Origin of the sequence: Acinetobacter sp. ANC 4204 (assembly GCF_002135205.1) — a bacterium.
GTDB lineage: Bacteria > Pseudomonadota > Gammaproteobacteria > Pseudomonadales > Moraxellaceae > Acinetobacter.
This window is the reverse complement of the sequence record NZ_NEFZ01000004.1, coordinates 286735-302759: the sequence shown is the minus strand read 5'-3', so window position 1 is coordinate 302759 and position 16025 is coordinate 286735. Positions and strand designations below refer to the sequence as shown.

The 16025-nt window shown below is 38.2% G+C and carries 21 protein-coding genes; 11 read left to right on the top strand and 10 right to left on the bottom strand.

Translation table 11 applies throughout. The annotated features are described in order from the left end of the window. Positions 1-44 precede the first annotated feature (44 nt). The 7 genes from thrS to cysS form a co-directional block, all read right to left on the bottom strand. Positions 45-1979, bottom strand: a complete 1935-nt coding sequence (thrS, locus tag B9T36_RS10700) for a threonine--tRNA ligase (protein WP_086209463.1) — start codon at positions 1977-1979, stop codon at positions 45-47. 36 nt (positions 1980-2015) lie between these two features. Continuing rightward, complete coding sequence (locus B9T36_RS10695) at positions 2016-3371, bottom strand: dihydroorotase (protein ID WP_086209462.1); 1356 nt, start codon at positions 3369-3371, stop codon at positions 2016-2018. Continuing rightward, positions 3361-3921 (bottom strand): carbonate dehydratase, encoded by a 561-nt coding sequence (locus tag B9T36_RS10690; RefSeq protein ID WP_086209461.1) that lies wholly within the window; start codon positions 3919-3921, stop codon positions 3361-3363. Before B9T36_RS10690 ends, B9T36_RS10695 begins: the two co-directional genes overlap by 11 nt. A 29-nt stretch (positions 3922-3950) precedes the next feature. Then, entirely contained in the window at positions 3951-4370 is a 420-nt protein-coding gene (gene hisI, locus B9T36_RS10685) for a phosphoribosyl-AMP cyclohydrolase (RefSeq protein ID WP_086209460.1), read from the bottom strand. Next, positions 4364-5269: a GTP cyclohydrolase FolE2 gene (folE2, locus tag B9T36_RS10680; RefSeq protein ID WP_086209459.1), complete on the bottom strand. Its 906-nt coding sequence runs from the start codon at positions 5267-5269 to the stop codon at positions 4364-4366. Before folE2 ends, hisI begins: the two co-directional genes overlap by 7 nt. 101 nt (positions 5270-5370) lie before the next feature. Continuing rightward, on the bottom strand, positions 5371-5787 hold the full coding sequence (fur, locus tag B9T36_RS10675; protein WP_086209458.1) for a ferric iron uptake transcriptional regulator: 417 nt from the start codon (positions 5785-5787) through the stop codon (positions 5371-5373). A gap of 61 nt (positions 5788-5848) precedes the next feature. After that, positions 5849-7282, bottom strand: a complete 1434-nt coding sequence (gene cysS / locus B9T36_RS10670; protein WP_086209457.1) for a cysteine--tRNA ligase — start codon at positions 7280-7282, stop codon at positions 5849-5851. A gap of 175 nt (positions 7283-7457) precedes the next feature. Between cysS and B9T36_RS10665 the strand changes: the two genes are divergently transcribed. From B9T36_RS10665 to zigA, 3 genes are read left to right on the top strand one after another with little or no spacing between them, the layout of a single operon-like run. Continuing rightward, positions 7458-8204 (top strand): D-Ala-D-Ala carboxypeptidase family metallohydrolase, encoded by a 747-nt coding sequence (locus B9T36_RS10665; protein ID WP_086209456.1) that lies wholly within the window; start codon positions 7458-7460, stop codon positions 8202-8204. Next, on the top strand, positions 8197-8628 hold the full coding sequence (locus B9T36_RS10660; RefSeq protein ID WP_086209455.1) for a Fur family transcriptional regulator: 432 nt from the start codon (positions 8197-8199) through the stop codon (positions 8626-8628). Before B9T36_RS10665 ends, B9T36_RS10660 begins: the two co-directional genes overlap by 8 nt. Then, the gene (gene zigA / locus B9T36_RS10655) at positions 8621-9853 is read left to right on the top strand and encodes a zinc metallochaperone GTPase ZigA (protein WP_086209454.1); all 1233 of its coding nucleotides are present in this window, start codon (positions 8621-8623) and stop codon (positions 9851-9853) included. Before B9T36_RS10660 ends, zigA begins: the two co-directional genes overlap by 8 nt. Positions 9854-9944: 91 nt before the next feature. On the opposite strand, the gene B9T36_RS10650 is transcribed toward zigA, so the two are convergent. After that, a complete protein-coding gene (locus B9T36_RS10650) occupies positions 9945-10271 on the bottom strand; it encodes an ArsR/SmtB family transcription factor (RefSeq protein WP_086209453.1) in 327 nt (108 codons plus the stop codon). Between the two features lie 110 nt (positions 10272-10381). Between B9T36_RS10650 and B9T36_RS10645 the strand changes: the two genes are divergently transcribed. The 8 genes from B9T36_RS10645 (at position 10382) to B9T36_RS10610 (ending at position 15279) form a co-directional block, all read left to right on the top strand. Further along, positions 10382-10798, top strand: a complete 417-nt coding sequence (locus tag B9T36_RS10645) for a YeeE/YedE family protein (protein WP_086209452.1) — start codon at positions 10382-10384, stop codon at positions 10796-10798. After that, positions 10799-11215 carry a YeeE/YedE family protein gene (locus B9T36_RS10640; protein ID WP_004859462.1) on the top strand — a complete coding sequence of 139 codons (417 nt, stop codon included), beginning with the start codon at positions 10799-10801 and terminating at the stop codon, positions 11213-11215. Between the two features lie 2 nt (positions 11216-11217). Further along, positions 11218-12090, top strand: a complete 873-nt coding sequence (locus B9T36_RS10635; protein ID WP_086209451.1) for an MBL fold metallo-hydrolase — start codon at positions 11218-11220, stop codon at positions 12088-12090. A 65-nt stretch (positions 12091-12155) separates the two neighbouring features. After that, the gene (locus B9T36_RS10630) at positions 12156-12938 is read left to right on the top strand and encodes a sulfite exporter TauE/SafE family protein (protein WP_086209450.1); all 783 of its coding nucleotides are present in this window, start codon (positions 12156-12158) and stop codon (positions 12936-12938) included. Between the two features lie 100 nt (positions 12939-13038). After that, the gene (locus B9T36_RS10625) at positions 13039-13434 is read left to right on the top strand and encodes a rhodanese-like domain-containing protein (RefSeq protein ID WP_086209449.1); all 396 of its coding nucleotides are present in this window, start codon (positions 13039-13041) and stop codon (positions 13432-13434) included. A gap of 55 nt (positions 13435-13489) precedes the next feature. Further along, the gene (locus B9T36_RS10620; protein WP_004988488.1) at positions 13490-13825 is read left to right on the top strand and encodes a carboxymuconolactone decarboxylase family protein; all 336 of its coding nucleotides are present in this window, start codon (positions 13490-13492) and stop codon (positions 13823-13825) included. A gap of 24 nt (positions 13826-13849) precedes the next feature. After that, positions 13850-14470 (top strand): methyltransferase domain-containing protein, encoded by a 621-nt coding sequence (locus tag B9T36_RS10615; protein ID WP_086209448.1) that lies wholly within the window; start codon positions 13850-13852, stop codon positions 14468-14470. 62 nt (positions 14471-14532) lie between these two features. Next, entirely contained in the window at positions 14533-15279 is a 747-nt protein-coding gene (locus tag B9T36_RS10610) for an SDR family NAD(P)-dependent oxidoreductase (protein WP_228146997.1), read from the top strand. A gap of 78 nt (positions 15280-15357) precedes the next feature. On the opposite strand, the gene B9T36_RS10605 is transcribed toward B9T36_RS10610, so the two are convergent. Next, a complete protein-coding gene (locus B9T36_RS10605) occupies positions 15358-15666 on the bottom strand; it encodes a NifB/NifX family molybdenum-iron cluster-binding protein (RefSeq protein WP_004859482.1) in 309 nt (102 codons plus the stop codon). A gap of 92 nt (positions 15667-15758) precedes the next feature. Continuing rightward, a complete protein-coding gene (locus B9T36_RS10600) occupies positions 15759-16016 on the bottom strand; it encodes a helix-turn-helix domain-containing protein (RefSeq protein WP_078192112.1) in 258 nt (85 codons plus the stop codon). Positions 16017-16025: the final 9 nt, after the last annotated feature.

Sequence of the window (16025 nt, the reverse complement as noted above, 5' to 3'; positions counted from 1 at the left end):
TAGGTTTTAGCTATCATAGCATCAAGTATTCAAACCATTTTTCATTAGTTCAAAACCTCTTTACAGCTTGTTGCAGAATATAATGAAGTGAAAAAACTATGTATTTCGTAGTATTGAACATCGCCTAGATCTTGCCCATTTTGTGCACGTATTCGAACAGATGATTGTTGCTTTTCTTGCTCCCCAACAATGATCAGATAAGGTATTTTTTTTAGTGTATGTTCACGGATTTTATAGTTCAATTTTGATTGACTTAAATCTAATGTTGCTCTAAAGCCATATTGTTTAAGTGATTCTTGAACTTGTTTGGCATAATCATGTTGTGCATCTGTAATCGGTAAAATTACGATTTGAACTGGTGCAAGCCAAAATGGGAAATGTCCTATATAGTGTTCAATTAAAATACCAATAAAGCGCTCAAGAGATCCAAATAAAGCACGGTGTAACATTACAGGCCGTTGTTTTTCATTATTTTCATCAATGTAATGAATATCAAAACGTTCTGGTAAATTTAAATCAACCTGAATTGTTCCGCATTGCCATTCACGACCAATGGCATCTTTTAACGTAAATTCAAGTTTAGGACCATAAAATGCACCTTCACCGATATTTAAGCTATAAGGAATATTAAGCTGTTCGAGAGATTGTTTTAGTGTATTTTCTAAGAAATCCCAGATTTCTTCCGTGCCGAAACGATGATTAGGCCTTGTAGATAATTTAAGCGAAATTTCATTGAAGCCAAATTGCTCATAAATTTTATAAATGAGGGCAATAGTATCTTTACATTCAGATAAAAGCTGGTTATCAGTACAAAAAATATGTGCATCGTCTTGGGTAAAATGACGAACACGCATTAATCCATGTAAAGAGCCAGATGGCTCGTAGCGATGAACTTTACCAAATTCTGCCATGCGTAAGGGTAAGTCTCGATAACTTCTTAATTCATGTGCATATAGACAAACTGCGCCAGGACAACTCATAGGCTTAAGCGCATAACTTCGCTGATCTTCAGTGACTGTGGTAAACATATGCTGCTGATAGTTTTGCCAATGTCCCGAAATTTCCCAAAGTTCACGATCCATGACATCGGGAGTATTAACTTCAATATAACCCACATCATCTTGTTGCTTGCGTAAATAATCTATTAATAATTGAAATAACTTCCAGCCTTTGGAATGCCAGAACACCGCACCTGGGGCTTTATCATCAAAATGTAGTAAATCAAGTTGTTGTGCTAATTTACGATGATCTCGTTTTGCGGCTTCTTCAACTTGCTTTAAATGTTTTTTTAATTGTTTTTGGTCAGCCCAACATGTGACATAAATCCGCTGTAACATCGGTTGTGTAGCGTCGCCTTGCCAATATGCACCAGAAACATGAGTCACTTTAAAACATTCTAAAAATTCAGTATTTGGAACAAGTGGATTTAAGTAAACGTCTGAGAAATCATTATTTTGATGGAAAAATAAGTCGCTTGAGTTACTCGTATTTTTTAAGTATTGATACTTAAAATCTAAATCTTGCTGTTTAAAAAAATCAGCGGCTTGATCGGCTGTAATCTTTCCAGTGCGAATATCTAAATGTTGTTGTACCCACTCATGCATTTTCAGTTCAATGTGTTGTAAATCATCCTGATTAAAATGCGGCGTATCGGCGAAATCATAATAAATACCTTGATTGGTAATTTGATATTCTACAGGTTGAGCAGCAGGGTATAACTGATGGACAGCCTGTGCTAATAAATAAGCATAGGAGTGTCGTAGTAGATTTAAATTATTGTCATCGTTCAGACTGAAAAGTTCGATGTGACAGTCATGTTGGATGACATGATGCAAATCAACGAAATGAGCATCAATTTTGGCGAGAAAAGCTTTTTTATAGCCTTGAATTTTGAAACGGGACAAGGTTTCAAAAATCGACATTGGTTGCTCAAGTTGAAGATGCTGTGTTGAACCAAGGAAATTAAGCTGGATATTCATGTAGAGTCGTCTAGATACAGGTTGGGTTATTGCAGATTAGCGGTCAATTTCTAAGGCTTGACCCTGACAGTTAAGATAAGGTTGCTGTTGGTGCCATGCGAGTTGACCAGAAATGATGGTTGTATCCACCAGATAGCGGAACGTTTTCTCTTGGAAAGGTGTCCAGCCACAACGCATAAAATTAGTCTGTTCAGCTACTGATTGTTTTTTTTGATTTTCGCGGATGAGGACTAAATCAGCCCAATAGCCTTCGCGGATATAGCCTCGATCTTTAATACGGAATAAATCGGCAACTTGATGAGAAGTTTTTCTTACCAGCGTTTCAATTGATAGTTTTTGATCTGCCACTAATTCTAATAATGCGGGTAAGGCATGCTGAACTAGCGGTAATCCTGAAGGGGCTTTAAAATAAGTTTGCTGTTTTTCTTGCCAATTATGCGGTGCATGGTCTGTGCCAATAATATCTAAACGCTCACTATTGGCGACGGCTTCAATGAGGGTATGCTTGTCACTGGCAGTTTTTATTGCTGGATTACATTTAATTAAATGTCCTAAATCTGCATAATCAGACTCATCAAAAGTTAAGTGATGTATACATACTTCAGCAGTAATATGTTTTTTATCCAATGGTAAATTTTTAAATAAGCAAAGCTCTTTTGCTGTCGTCAGATGCAACACATGTAGCTGTGTACCAAATTCCTCAGCGAGTGATACGGCTAATCGAGAGCTTTCAAAACAGGCTTGTTTATCCCTAATTTTAGGATGTAAGTTTGCTGGAATATCTTCGCCATATTGATCACGATAAAACTCTTGCAGTTGTTTGATCCGTGGCGTGGACTCGCAATGTGTTAATAAAATAGTGGGCACATTTGCAAATAAGCGCTCTAAAATTTTTGGATCATCAACCAACATATTACCCGTTGATGCTCCCATAAAAACTTTCACGCCGCTAACCAACTTAGGATCAAGCGCTTCAACAATATCTAAATTTTGTGCACTTACCCCAAAGTGAAATGCGTAATTGGCTATGCTATGTTGAGCTGCAATTGCTTTTTTATCGTGTAGTGCAGTTAAGTCCAATGTAGCAGGATTGGTATTCGGCATATCCATAAAGCTGGTAATTCCACCTATCGCAGCTGCCAAAGATTCTGAGGCAAAACTCCCTTTTTGTGGTGAGCCTGGGTCGCGGAAGTGGACTTGATCATCAATCATGCCTGGGAGTAACCATGTGCCATCAGCCTCGATGCTCTTGGCATTGTGGATACCCGTTATATTAGATTGTATTTTACGAATACGGCCTTGCTGAATAAGGACATCACCGATTTGTTGCTGGCCCTCATTAACTATATTCGCATTACGTATGATGAGATTTGGGAGTTGTCTAAAATTCATTTTGTAATGCCTTATAACCTTGTACTAACTCAATATTGGTGCTCACCACACTTTCAGAAAATTCACTGATAGAAATATCGATCGGTGGGTACATGCTTAAGTCGGTTCGGGCATTGATATAGCTCATCGCAGGGACATAAAATGATTCAGGTAAATCGCGACCATCGACAACTGCATTATGACGGATGGCACTATGATCACCGACTTTACAGTTGAATAAGACACTGTTAAAGCCGACAAATACGCGGTTACCAACCACACATGGACCATGAATAATCGAACGATGGGCGATGGATGAGTTTTTTCCAATCGTGACTTGTGCACCTGCTTTTGAATGAATGACAACACCATCTTGAATATTTGAATTTTCACCAATGATGATGGGTTGCATGTCGCCATTTTCATCCACTTCATCTGCACGGATCACCGCATAAGGACCGACAAATACGTTCGCTTCAATAATGACTTTTCCACAAACAATTGCGGTCTGATCAATATAAGCGGATTGGTCAATGACAGGGAGATGACCAGTTGGATTTTTACGAATCATGGTAATGTCTTCAATGTTATATAAATTAGCTAAATGATGGGCTGAGTTAAAATTGTGGCGTGTTGTGTGTTTAATCCAAGATAAAAACAATTGGGGCGATTAGTGTGGCAGGCTGGTCCAGTTTGCTCGACCAAAAAAAGGATGCTGTCACCGTCACAATCAAGTCTGGCTTCAATGAGTTTTTGACGATGTCCTGAACTTTCACCTTTTCGCCATAAGCACTTCCGCGAGCGAGACCAATAGCAAACCTGTCTTGTATTTAGGGTTTCAAGTAGTGCATCACGGTTAATCCAAGCAAGCATTAAGACATCTTTACTTTGTCCATCTTGGGCAATGGCAGTGATTAGTCCATCCTTGTTCCAGGGAATAGCATCAATAATGCTTTTCAGTTCATAACATTGCCCCATCTTTCCTTGTTCAATGTCTAGAAAAACTGTTGAATCTACCATTGCCATGATCCCTGAGCGACTGCATCGTGAGCATGTAAACTTTCAGCATGGATGACTTTGAAGTTAAATCCCGAAATACCTGAGTAGTTGACAAATGCGTGGTATAAGCGACGTAAAGCATCTTCACAGAACATTAAATTTTGACCATTTGCTAATGCGAATGCTTGCTCATCTACGCGTTTGACAGCTGTTTGAACGGGTGTTGTCAAGGCTTGTTCTGCATATGAAATGAATTGCCGAATTGGAATGGACTGTAAGCAAGGGTCTAATTTAAAACGTAGCTGAGCAAAACTTCTTTGGCTGTGTGGAGTTGCTACAATTGCATCTGTTGTACCTAACCACGCCATAACTTCATCGGTGTTTTGTGGATTTATTTTTTTTGTATCAATGGCATCTTGAAAGCTTTTTTGAATGAGGTCACGTGCTAAAGCAGCAGAACAAGGACATGTTGAGGAGTAGGTGATTTCTATTGCTAATTCTGCTTCAAAAGTATGCTCACTTAACTTACAGGATAAGCTAAATGGATAACTTTTCCAGCCCGATAGTGCGCTGACTAAAGCAGGTTGTTCTAAATTAAACTCCGCTTGAATATCAAGGCGGGCTTGTTGAGAGAGCTCAGTATGGCTCGCTAAAAAATCTTGAAGCGCTTGATAAATTTTACTTAAAGTTAGGTCAGGTAGGGCATGGAGTTCCAGCAGTCGAGTATACAGTCTAGACATATGAATACCTTTAGCCTGAGGATCATCTAAGCTGACATAGGCATTCACTTTACTGGCGCACAGTGTATTTTGAATTTGAAGAGGTAAGGCGATATTCTCCATTCCGACCCAATCGAGAGGATAGGCATGCATATTCAGAAAAGGTTCAGATGAGACATCTGGGAGCTGCAAGGCATTCATAATTGAAAGTAAGTGTTAAATGTTATGTTATAACATAACATTTAACGGGTGTTGTTTCTAGTATGCTTGTGATAAGAACTGATAAATAGTCGATTTTTATTTTACTCAGTTGAATTTCTACAATATCCAAATAAGATCAGAGAATGTCCTGTGAGTTGAAAATCATGTGTTGTTGCAATATCTAGAAGCAATTTTTCAATTTCTTCATTCTTAAACTCAATGATTTGGTTTGTTTCTTGACAGACAAGATGATCGTGCGAAGTATTTTGCTTTATCTCAAATACAGCATGATTGTGATCAAAATTATGGCGTTGAATAATACCTGCCATTTCAAATTGAGTTAAGACACGATAGACCGTTGCTAGTCCAACATCCTCATCTTGCTCCAATAGTTTTTTATAAATATCCTCGGCACTCAGATGGTGAGGAATTGAGTTTTCCAATATTTCTAAAATTTTTATTCGCGGAAGAGTGACTTTTAGTCCTGCTTTTCTCAGGTCTTGATTGCTAATCGCCATATGTGTAATCCGTATTTGATAAAGATGGGGAGGATGAATCTTAATAAGTAAACATCATTCATTATTGATTGAGTCTCCAAATTGTTTGTGTCTGGGTATCCTCTAAAAGGATGCCACTTTTAAGTAATTTCTGTCGAATTTGATCTGCTAAAGCATATTGTTTATTGGTTCGTGCTGTATTTCTTGCCAGAATCGCTTCTTGGATTTCCTGGTCGGAAAGGGGTGAATCTTGTTCGCTAGCTGAGTACTTTAATATTTTCTCAGGATCATACTGAAAAATATTTAGAATATTGCCGATCCAAAGAAGTAACTGATAATTCTTAATAACGTTTTCTTGGTTCTCTTCTTTTAAGGCTATATTTAACTGCTTCAATAAGTCAAAACAAATGACGAGTGCTTCAGGGGTGTTAAAGTCATCATTCATGGCTTGGTTAAATTTTTGTATAAAAGGATTACTGTTTAGTTCTGTTTTAATAGCATCATCTTTTGATGTGATAAAAGGTTGTGCGTGGTAAATTGCTTGATAGAATCGAGACAATACTTTTTGTGTGTCTTTTAAAATATGATCAGAGAAATCAATAGGACTCCGATAATGAGAACTAATCATTGATAAGCGAATGACTTCAGGATGATAAGTCTTGAATGCATCGCGGATGGTGAGAAAATTACCTAATGATTTCGACATTTTTTCCCCATTGACATTGATGAAGCCTGTATGCAACCAGTAATTCACATATTTTTCTCCAGTTGCAGCTTCACTCTGCGCAATTTCATTTTCATGATGTGGGAAAATTAAATCACCCCCACCGCCATGAATATCAAAATGGTTGCCAAGATGACACATTGACATTGCCGAACATTCAATATGCCAACCTGGTCGCTCATTTCCCCAAGGCGATTGCCAAAAAGGTTCATTGGGTTTTGAAGCTTTCCAGAGCACAAAATCAAAAGGGTGACGTTTTTCAGTTTCTATGTTGATGCGTTGGCTAGCACCTGCTTGCATATCTGCTAATTTTCGACCAGATAATCGTCCATAGTCAGGATAGCTTTCAATGGAAAAATAAATATCGCCATTTGATGTTTGATAGGCGCATTTTTTTTGGAATAAGGTTTGGATAATAGTTTGAATATATTGAATAAAATCAGTTGCTTTAGGTTCTGCATCAGGAGAGAGGCAGCCTAAAGTCTGAAAATCTTTATGCATTGATTGAATAAAGCGATCCGTCAATTCACCGATGGATTCGTGGTTGTCTTGTGCTTTTTGAATAATCTTGTCATCGATATCCGTAATATTACGAATGTATTTTACTTTCCAGCCCTGTGATCTTAAAAAGCGCACAATCAAATCAAATGCAATCATGGTTCTGGCATGTCCAATATGACAGTAGTCATAAACGGTGATTCCACAGACATAGAGCTTGATCTCGTTTGCTACGATGGGCTCAAAGTGCTCTTTTGAGCGAGTTTCAGCGTTATAAACATACAAATCAGACATTATTTTTTCCTTATTAACCCTCTATAAATTGCATAACATGATTAAATAAAATCTCATTCCTCCTACTTAAATTAAGAAGAACAGCTTTTAAATATATTTGTTATGTTATAACATAACAAATATTGAGGCAATCTCAATGAGATTGAGAGCTGTGATATTAGGGTATAAATGAGTGATGAAACATTTTTTAATTTTCGGGGTACTTTTTTGTCTTATCGCATGTAGTCAAAAACCAATACGGCATTTTGTTTCGCAACCCTACTCTTCGGAAGAAGATGACACATTCAAACATAAATCTGTACAGTCTCGTCCAACATTTCAGAAAATTACACCTGCTTCATATCAGAACTGGTTATCTCAACCTTTTAATAAAAATCAAGTTCTTCGTTATCAACATTTTTTAAAAAATAAAGGCTTACAGACTGTAGTGCCTGAATTTGAGTTGTTTCAAACAGCAAGAGATTGGCAAAACTGCCATGCATCAGAATATGAAATTCCACCGCAAGAAATTTGGAACAATATCGTACCGACTTTAAATATTTTGAAGGAATTAATTAATGATAATGTGATTGATGATTTTACAGTTACTTCTGTTTACCGTAACTCTGCCCTAAATCGCTGTGCGAAAGGAGCAGATTCTTCCAAACATGTTGTTAATGCTGCGCTTGATTTTAGGATTGGTCCAGAACAACCAATACCAGAAGAACTTACAATGATTCAGCAAACAAAAACAAATTTGTGTCAATTTTGGGTCAAAAATGGTGATCGTTTGAATATGGGACTTGGGGTATATACTTCTGGTCAAATTCATATTGATAGTGCTGGATATCGCACATGGGGACCCGATCATAAAAGTACATCATCTCCCTGTATCACTCAGCTTTTGTCTAATCGAAATGATAAAGGAAATATAGATGAGTGAATTAAAACTGAGTGCGATACAGCAAAGGGTATTAACAATTTTGCAAAATGAGCAGAAAGCAATAAGTGCTTATGCTTTATTAGAAAAGGTAAAACCTTACGGCTTGCAATCTCCAGTACAAATTTACCGTATTTTAAAAAAATTGTCAGGCTATGGCTTAATACTTAGACTTGATACATTGAATAAATATTTAGCGTATGAATTGAAAAATAAACAAAATTACTTATTCATCACAATTTGTACTGATTTTCATACAGTTCAAGTTATTGATTCACCTAAGTTTACTCAGGTATTTGAACAGTCACTTGTTCATCAGGATTTTAGCCCTAAACATCATTGTTTAGAGCTATTAGGTCAATGTGCTTTATGTTTTTCCAAACGTAACAAGCCTTTTATTAAGATAAGTGAGAAAGCCAATGGATAATTCTTTAGCCACTCCAGCCAAATTACCTGTAACTGTGCTGTCGGGATTCCTCGGTGCAGGTAAGACGACGTTACTCAATCATATTTTAAATAACCGTGAAGGTCGTCGTATCGCGGTCATTGTTAATGATATGTCGGAGGTAAATATTGATGCTGCTTTAGTACGAGATGGTGGTGCAGAACTTTCCCGTACTGATGAAAAACTGGTAGAAATGAGTAATGGCTGTATCTGCTGTACTTTGCGAGAAGATTTACTGGTCGAAGTTCGTCGCCTTGCACAAGAATGCCGATTTGACCAATTGGTGATTGAGTCAACAGGGATTTCTGAACCCTTACCTGTTGCAGAAACCTTTACTTTTGAAGATGAAAATGGAGTGTCACTGAGTGAGTTTGCGCGATTGGATACCATGGTGACGGTCGTTGATGCCTTTAACTTTTTAAAAGATTACAGCTCGTATGACAGCTTACAACAACGTGGTGAATCACTTGGTGAGGAAGATGAACGTACTGTGGTAGATCTGCTGATTGATCAAATTGAGTTTTGTGATGTCATTATCCTAAATAAAGTGGATTTGATTAATGAGGATGATAAACAACGTTTATTTGCAATTCTAAATAAACTTAATCCACGAGCAAAAATTGAAATTTCTGAATTTGGTAAAGTCAATTTAGATAAAGTTTTAAATACAGGGCTTTTTGATTTTAACGAAGCTTCTCAAGCTCCAGGTTGGCTGAAAGAATTGCGTGGTGAACACACACCTGAAACAGAAGAATATGGGATTAAAAGTTTTGTGTATCGAGCAAGACGACCATTTCATCCTCAACGCTTTTATGATTTCATCAATTCCGAATGGAAAGGTGTGGTTCGTTCGAAAGGCTATTTTTGGCTGGCCTCAAACCCTGAGTTTGCTGCTTCTTGGTCACAAGCGGGTGCAATGGCTAGACATGGTGTTGCCGGCTATTGGTGGGCAACGGTTCCTGACGAGCATTGGCCAGAAGATCAGCAAAGCCGTGATGAAATCATCAGAAATTGGGATGAACGTACTGGGGATGCACGACAGGAAATTGTAATGATTGGAATGGATATGGATGAACAGGGTTTAATCCAACAGTTTGACCAATGTTTACTGACGGATGTGGAAATTGTCGGAGGACCTGAGCAGTGGAAGCTTATGGTTAATCCATTTCCTGAGTGGGAGAACTTAGAGCAATCGTCAGATAATTGATTTGAAAAAAAGTAACAGACTTTTTTTGCTTGAAAAGTGAGCAGAAGAGTCTGTTATTCCAAATACGAAATATTTTAAGGAATGAACATTTCTAGTCTAAGTTCATATTCTCCATACAATATAAGCCGTATAGGGTCTGCATGATTTGCAATATTCTCATATCACTAAATTGATAAAAGATTTGTTTGCCTTCGCGGCGTGTCGATACCATTTTACTTTTTCTGAGTATCGTTAGTTGTTGTGACAATGTTGGTTGGTATACCTGAGCGGTTTTTTCAATTTGTTGAACATTCAGCTCACCATCAATTAAGACACATAAAATTTTAAGACGATCAGGATTCGATAAGACTTTTAGACAATCAGTGACAAGGTCGACTTTTGAAAGATCTATTTTCATTTTTAATTCATTGGTTTTCATAAGCGTATCCTAAAAATCATCTTATTATTATACAAAAAAATAAAGTAACACTTGTGTATTATTTAATTATATAATATTAATAAGTATATTGTTAGCGTGATTTGAATTGTATGTCTGACTATTTGATTTCCTTTACGGGGGGATTATTGCTAGGTGCAGCTGTAGTTGCCTACCTATATGTACATGGTCGTGTTGCTGGAATTAGTGGATTAGTTGCACAAATTCTAAACTCTCAAACGATATTTAAGACGCCTGCTATTTGGTTCTTATTGGGCTTAACTACTGTGCCATTTGTATATGGACTATGGATAAAGCCTGAAATTGAATTGAATGCCAGTCCGTTGATGATGATCATTGCTGGGCTATTGGTGGGTTTTGGGACACGCTTAGGTTCAGGCTGTACCAGCGGTCATGGCATTTGTGGGATCAGTCGCTTATCTAAACGTTCTATTTTAGCCACCATGAGTTTTATGTTCGCTGGATTTGTTACGGTTTACATGATTCGCCATGTCACAGGAGCTTTCTAAATGAAGAATTTTCTGGCTTTCATTTTCGGCGGTTTATTTTCTATAGGTTTGATGGTTTCTGGGATGTCTAATCCAGAAAAAGTTCTAAACTTCTTAGATTTGTTTGGTGATTGGGATGCGAGTCTGGCTTTCGTAATGATTGGAGCGATCATGGTTGCAATTATTCCTTTTCAAAAAGCAGTACGAAGTAAAGCACCCAAAACCGTATTTAATGAACCAATTGAATTACCAGGCAATCATGAAATTGATCCTAAACTGATCTCGGGCAGTCTTTTATTTGGTATTGGTTGGGGGATTGCTGGGATATGTCCTGCACCCAGTTTTACCTTGATTGGTCTTGGGCATTATCAGGTTCTGTATTTTATTGTCGCGATGCTTGCAGGCGTCTTGCTTCACCGTAAGTGGACAGGAGCTTAATCATGTCAAATTCCCCTGTTGTAAAAGATTTTTTTCATGAAGATACGAACACTTTCAGTTACGTGGTGAGTGATCCAGCTACCCAGTCATGTGCAATTATTGACAGTGTGCTGGACTATGATGCTGCATCAGCCACAACTTCTACCACACATGCCGATCAGATCATTACCTATGTCAAAGCGCAGGGTTTAACAGTCGGGTGGATTTTAGAAACCCATGTTCATGCCGATCATTTAACTGCTGCACAATATCTCAAAACCGAATTAGGCGGAAAAATCGCCATGAGTCAGAGAATTGCTGCGGTACAAGAGACCTTTGCTGCGATCTATCATTTGGATATCAAACAGTGGAATACCCAGCAATTATTTGATTATTTGTTTGATGATCATGAGCAATTTCTAATTGGTTCAATCGAAGCATATAACATTCCCACTCCTGGACATACACCAGCCTGCTTGAGTTATGTCATCGGTGATGCCGTGTTTGTGGGCGATACCTTGTTTATGCCGGATTATGGTACGGCACGCTGTGATTTCCCAAGGGGAAGCGCGTCAATTCTTTTTGATTCAATACAAAGCTTATATCAATTGCCTGAGAAAACACGCGTATTTCTCTGCCATGATTATTTGCCAGAAAAGCGCGATACCTATATGTGTGAAACGGATATTCAGACTCAAAAAAATCAGAACATCCATATTCACGATAGCACGACCAAAGATGATTTTGTTGAAATGCGTAATAAACGCGATGCGGGTTTAAGTATGCCCAAACTGATTTTACCTTCGATACAGATCAATATGAAAGCAGGACAATTCCCTGAACCAGAAGAGAATGGTGTTTCTTATTTAAAGCTTCCACTTAATTACTTCAAATAGGCAAATTTTAAAATTAAACCACAAGTTTTGTTTAATTGGTTTGGTAAGAGAGGGTGACAGTAGCGATGTGGATGCTAATACTTGAAGGCTTAGTCATCGGTGGTTTGCTAGGGTTAACAGGTGCAGGTGGTGGCATTCTGGCTGTACCCGCACTGATGGCAAGTCAAGGATGGACGGTCGCACAAGCTGCACCTGTGGGCTTGCTTGCAGTCACTTTATCTGCCTTGGTTGGAACATTTGAAGGCTTATTTAAGAAGATAGTACGTTATCGGGCTGCGCTTTGGATTGCACTGATCAGCATTCCTTCAGCACGTTATGGTGTGCATCTGGGAGGAATCATTTCTCCTGTATGGCTTACCTTGGCATTCAGTTTAGTCATGCTCGTTGTTGCTTACCGGATATTCTTTAATAAAGTCCATGATCATGAAAATGCGCTGTGCAAGGTTAATCAAACTACAGGTCGCCTGATCTGGAATATGAAGACTGCTTTGTCTCTCGGTATTATTGGTATGGTGGCAGGTTTGTTAACCGGCTTGCTTGGAGTGGGTGGTGGTTTCGTGATTGTTCCAGCACTGAGTAAAGTAACTGATCTTGATATGCGAAGTATTGTTGCGACCTCCTTGATGATTATTTTCCTGATAGGTGGTGTCAGTATTTCAGCTCATATTTTAGATGGTTTTCAATACCCCGTTTCGGTCACGCTGACTTTCGTTTTAGCTTGCATGGCCGGCATGTTGCTTGGTCGAAGTTTGATGCCTCTAGTTAAGAATAGTCAAATCCAAAAGATTTTTGCCATAACTGTCATAAGCGTAGCATTTTATTTAATTTCTACAGTCATCATAACTTAATACAAGCAAGAGATTAGAGCCAAATTTAAAAACTGCATTTTAAAGACATGAACGTTTAATCAGAGACCAGATTTCTATAGATCGGAAGAGGTGAAAAGTAATGAAAACAGCAGATCAATTAATTTCAATGGCAAAAAGCCGAATTCAAGAAGTCAGTGTACATGACTTATTTGATGCAATCAAAAACCATAAAACGATCCTGATAGATGTTCGAGAGCCTGAAGAGTTTCAAACAGCATCTATTGATCGCGCTGTGAACTATCCTCGTGGTGTTTTAGAAATGAGAATTCACCAGCATCCTGTGGCGAGCCATCATTGCGATACCTTGCAAGCACTAGAACATCTTAAAGATCAGCCGATTTATTTGATTTGTGGGACGGGTGGACGATCAGCTCTGGCTACAGATACTTTACAGAATATGGGGTTTACTCAGGTGAAATCTGTTCAGGGGGGATTTCAAGCATGGCTAGATCAGGGTTATCCAGTAGAGAAATAACTAGATTCCTATTTTAAGTCTAATCTAAGTTTATAGATATTCAAGTGAGAAAATCATGAAGTACAAAGAATTAACTCAAAATATTTCAGGCAGTTTAAAAACATTAGCACAGGATTCTCCTGATTTAATGAAAAGTTTTAATCAATTGTCACAAGTTGCAATGCGAGATGGTGTTATTGATCCTAAAACCAAAGAACTGATTGCCTTAGCGATTGGTGTTGCAGCACGATGTGATGGATGTATCGGTTTTCATGTCAGAACCCTAGTCAAAATGGGAATGACATTGCAAGAATTAGAGGAAGTGCTTGGTGTTGCAGTTTATATGGGGGGCGGTCCTTCATTGATGTATGCCGCTAATGCATTGGAAGCATTTAAAGAATTCACAGCTTAATTTTTTCAATCATTGGGAAACGATATGAATCAGCACTGGGATAATCTTTATTCGCAAACACAGGATCTGTATGGCATTTCGCCCAATCATTTTATTCAACAGATAGCAGATCAGGTTCCAATTGTGGGAAAAACTCTTGCTATAGCAGAGGGTGAGGGGAGAAATATCCTTTATTTGGCTGATAAAGCGAAACAGCAAAATGATTCATTTTCGGCAGAAATATGGGATTACTCAAAAGTTGCTTTGCAACACTTATCTGCAAAAAACCAACAAGCTGGTTTTGACTTCACACTTAGAAATATTGATCTCAATGATGTCGAATGGCCAAGAGAGTGTTATCAAAATGTGATGTGTGTGTATGGGCATTTTGACGAAAATACTCAATTTAATGTTCTCACAGGGATACGTCAAGCATTGACAAACAATGGCTGGTTTATTGGAGAGCTTTATTCTAAAGAGCAGATTGATTATCAAACCGGTGGCCCGAAAGATATTAACTATTTGTACGATCCAATGTCGTTTCTATCAGTATTTAAAAATGATCATCTTTATCATTTTTATGTGGGTGAGCAGGAACGTCATGAAGGCAAGTTACATAACGGAAAATGCCATGTAATTCAATTTGCAATCCAAGTGAAGAAATAGAGCGTAAAACGGTTCAAGCACGGGCATGGCTCACATGCTCATTTTATAAAAAAGAGAGGTTTATGATGTCAACACGTTTTAATAATAAAGTGGCTTTAGTTACAGGTGCAGGTTCGGGTATTGGGCGAAGTACAGCGCTGCTTCTTGCTCAACAAGGGGCAAAAGTTGTTGTTTCAGATATTAATCTTGATGCGGCTGAGAAAGTTGCAGCTGAAATTATAGCTGCTGGCGGCCATGCTGTTGCGAATAAAACAGATACATCTCATCCTGAGGAAATGAAGCAAGCTGTTGAGTTTGCCGTGGAAAGCTTTGGGGCTCTGCATTTAGCCTTTAATAATGCGGGTATCTTAGGTGACGTCAATCCGATTGCTGAGTTGAGTATAGAGGCCTGGCGTAGAGTCATAGATATTAATTTGAATGCTGTTTTCTATGGGCTGCATTATCAGATTCCAGTAATACTTAAGTCAGGTGGTGGAGCGATTGTTAACACCGCATCAATCTTAGGTTTAGTCGGGACAAAGAACATCTCAGCATATGTTGCGGCGAAGCATGGTGTGACTGGTCTGACAAAGACTGCATCATTGGAGTACGCTGATCAAGGTATACGCATTAATTCCGTTCATCCTGGTTATATCCAAACCCCATTAATTGGAGAATTTGAGGAATCAGAATTAGTGAAACTTCATCCAGTTGGCCGATTGGGTAAACCAGAAGAAGTTGCTCAAGTAGTGGCTTTTCTATTATCTGATGAAGCTTCATTTGTGACCGGCAGTCAATATACTGTTGATGGTTCTTATACTTCACAATAATAAATTAAATAAGAAAACCCTGCATCTGCAGGGTTTTCTTATTTTGTTCATGATAAATTACAGCTTCCATCCAGAATTTTATTTGGCTGAAATTAAACTGCAGATAAATTGTTCTGGTTCAATTTCTGCCGTTACCATGACATGAACACCAATATTTCTGAGTTTTTCTCGTAATCGATCGCCCATTCCCGTAGTTACGAATATATCCATAGGCAGCAGTTTTTCGAGCACTTCTCCAGACTGGGAAAAGGATTGCTCCTTTTCAACTTCGATAAGTTGTTTGTCAGTCACTTCTCCATCTTTTAATTCATATTTCCAGAATTTCCGACATTTTCCCGCATGGGGCGTAATATGACGCCGGTTCTGAGATGTAATCACAATAAACATGAAAATTTCTCCAAACCGATACGGTTATCTTTTTGCAGGTTCGTATCGGTTCTTAACGATTTTTAAATCACTCAAAATATGGCTCAGGCTCTTCAGGAAAGATTTTCCAATACAAACTGAGGTGACTTAATAAACAGTTTGATTAAAGCCTGTGCTGAACTTGATGGATGGCGAACTCCGCGTTCCCAACTTTCCAGCGTTCTTGGGGATATGCCAAGTTTAGATGCTAACTGTTGTTGAGAGATATTCATTTTTTTACGTGCCCTAATGATTTCCTGAGCTAATGTTAAATTAACGATATAAGGGAAATCATGATTGAAATTCACATGGTGCTGTTGAAGTAGATGCATAATATCCTC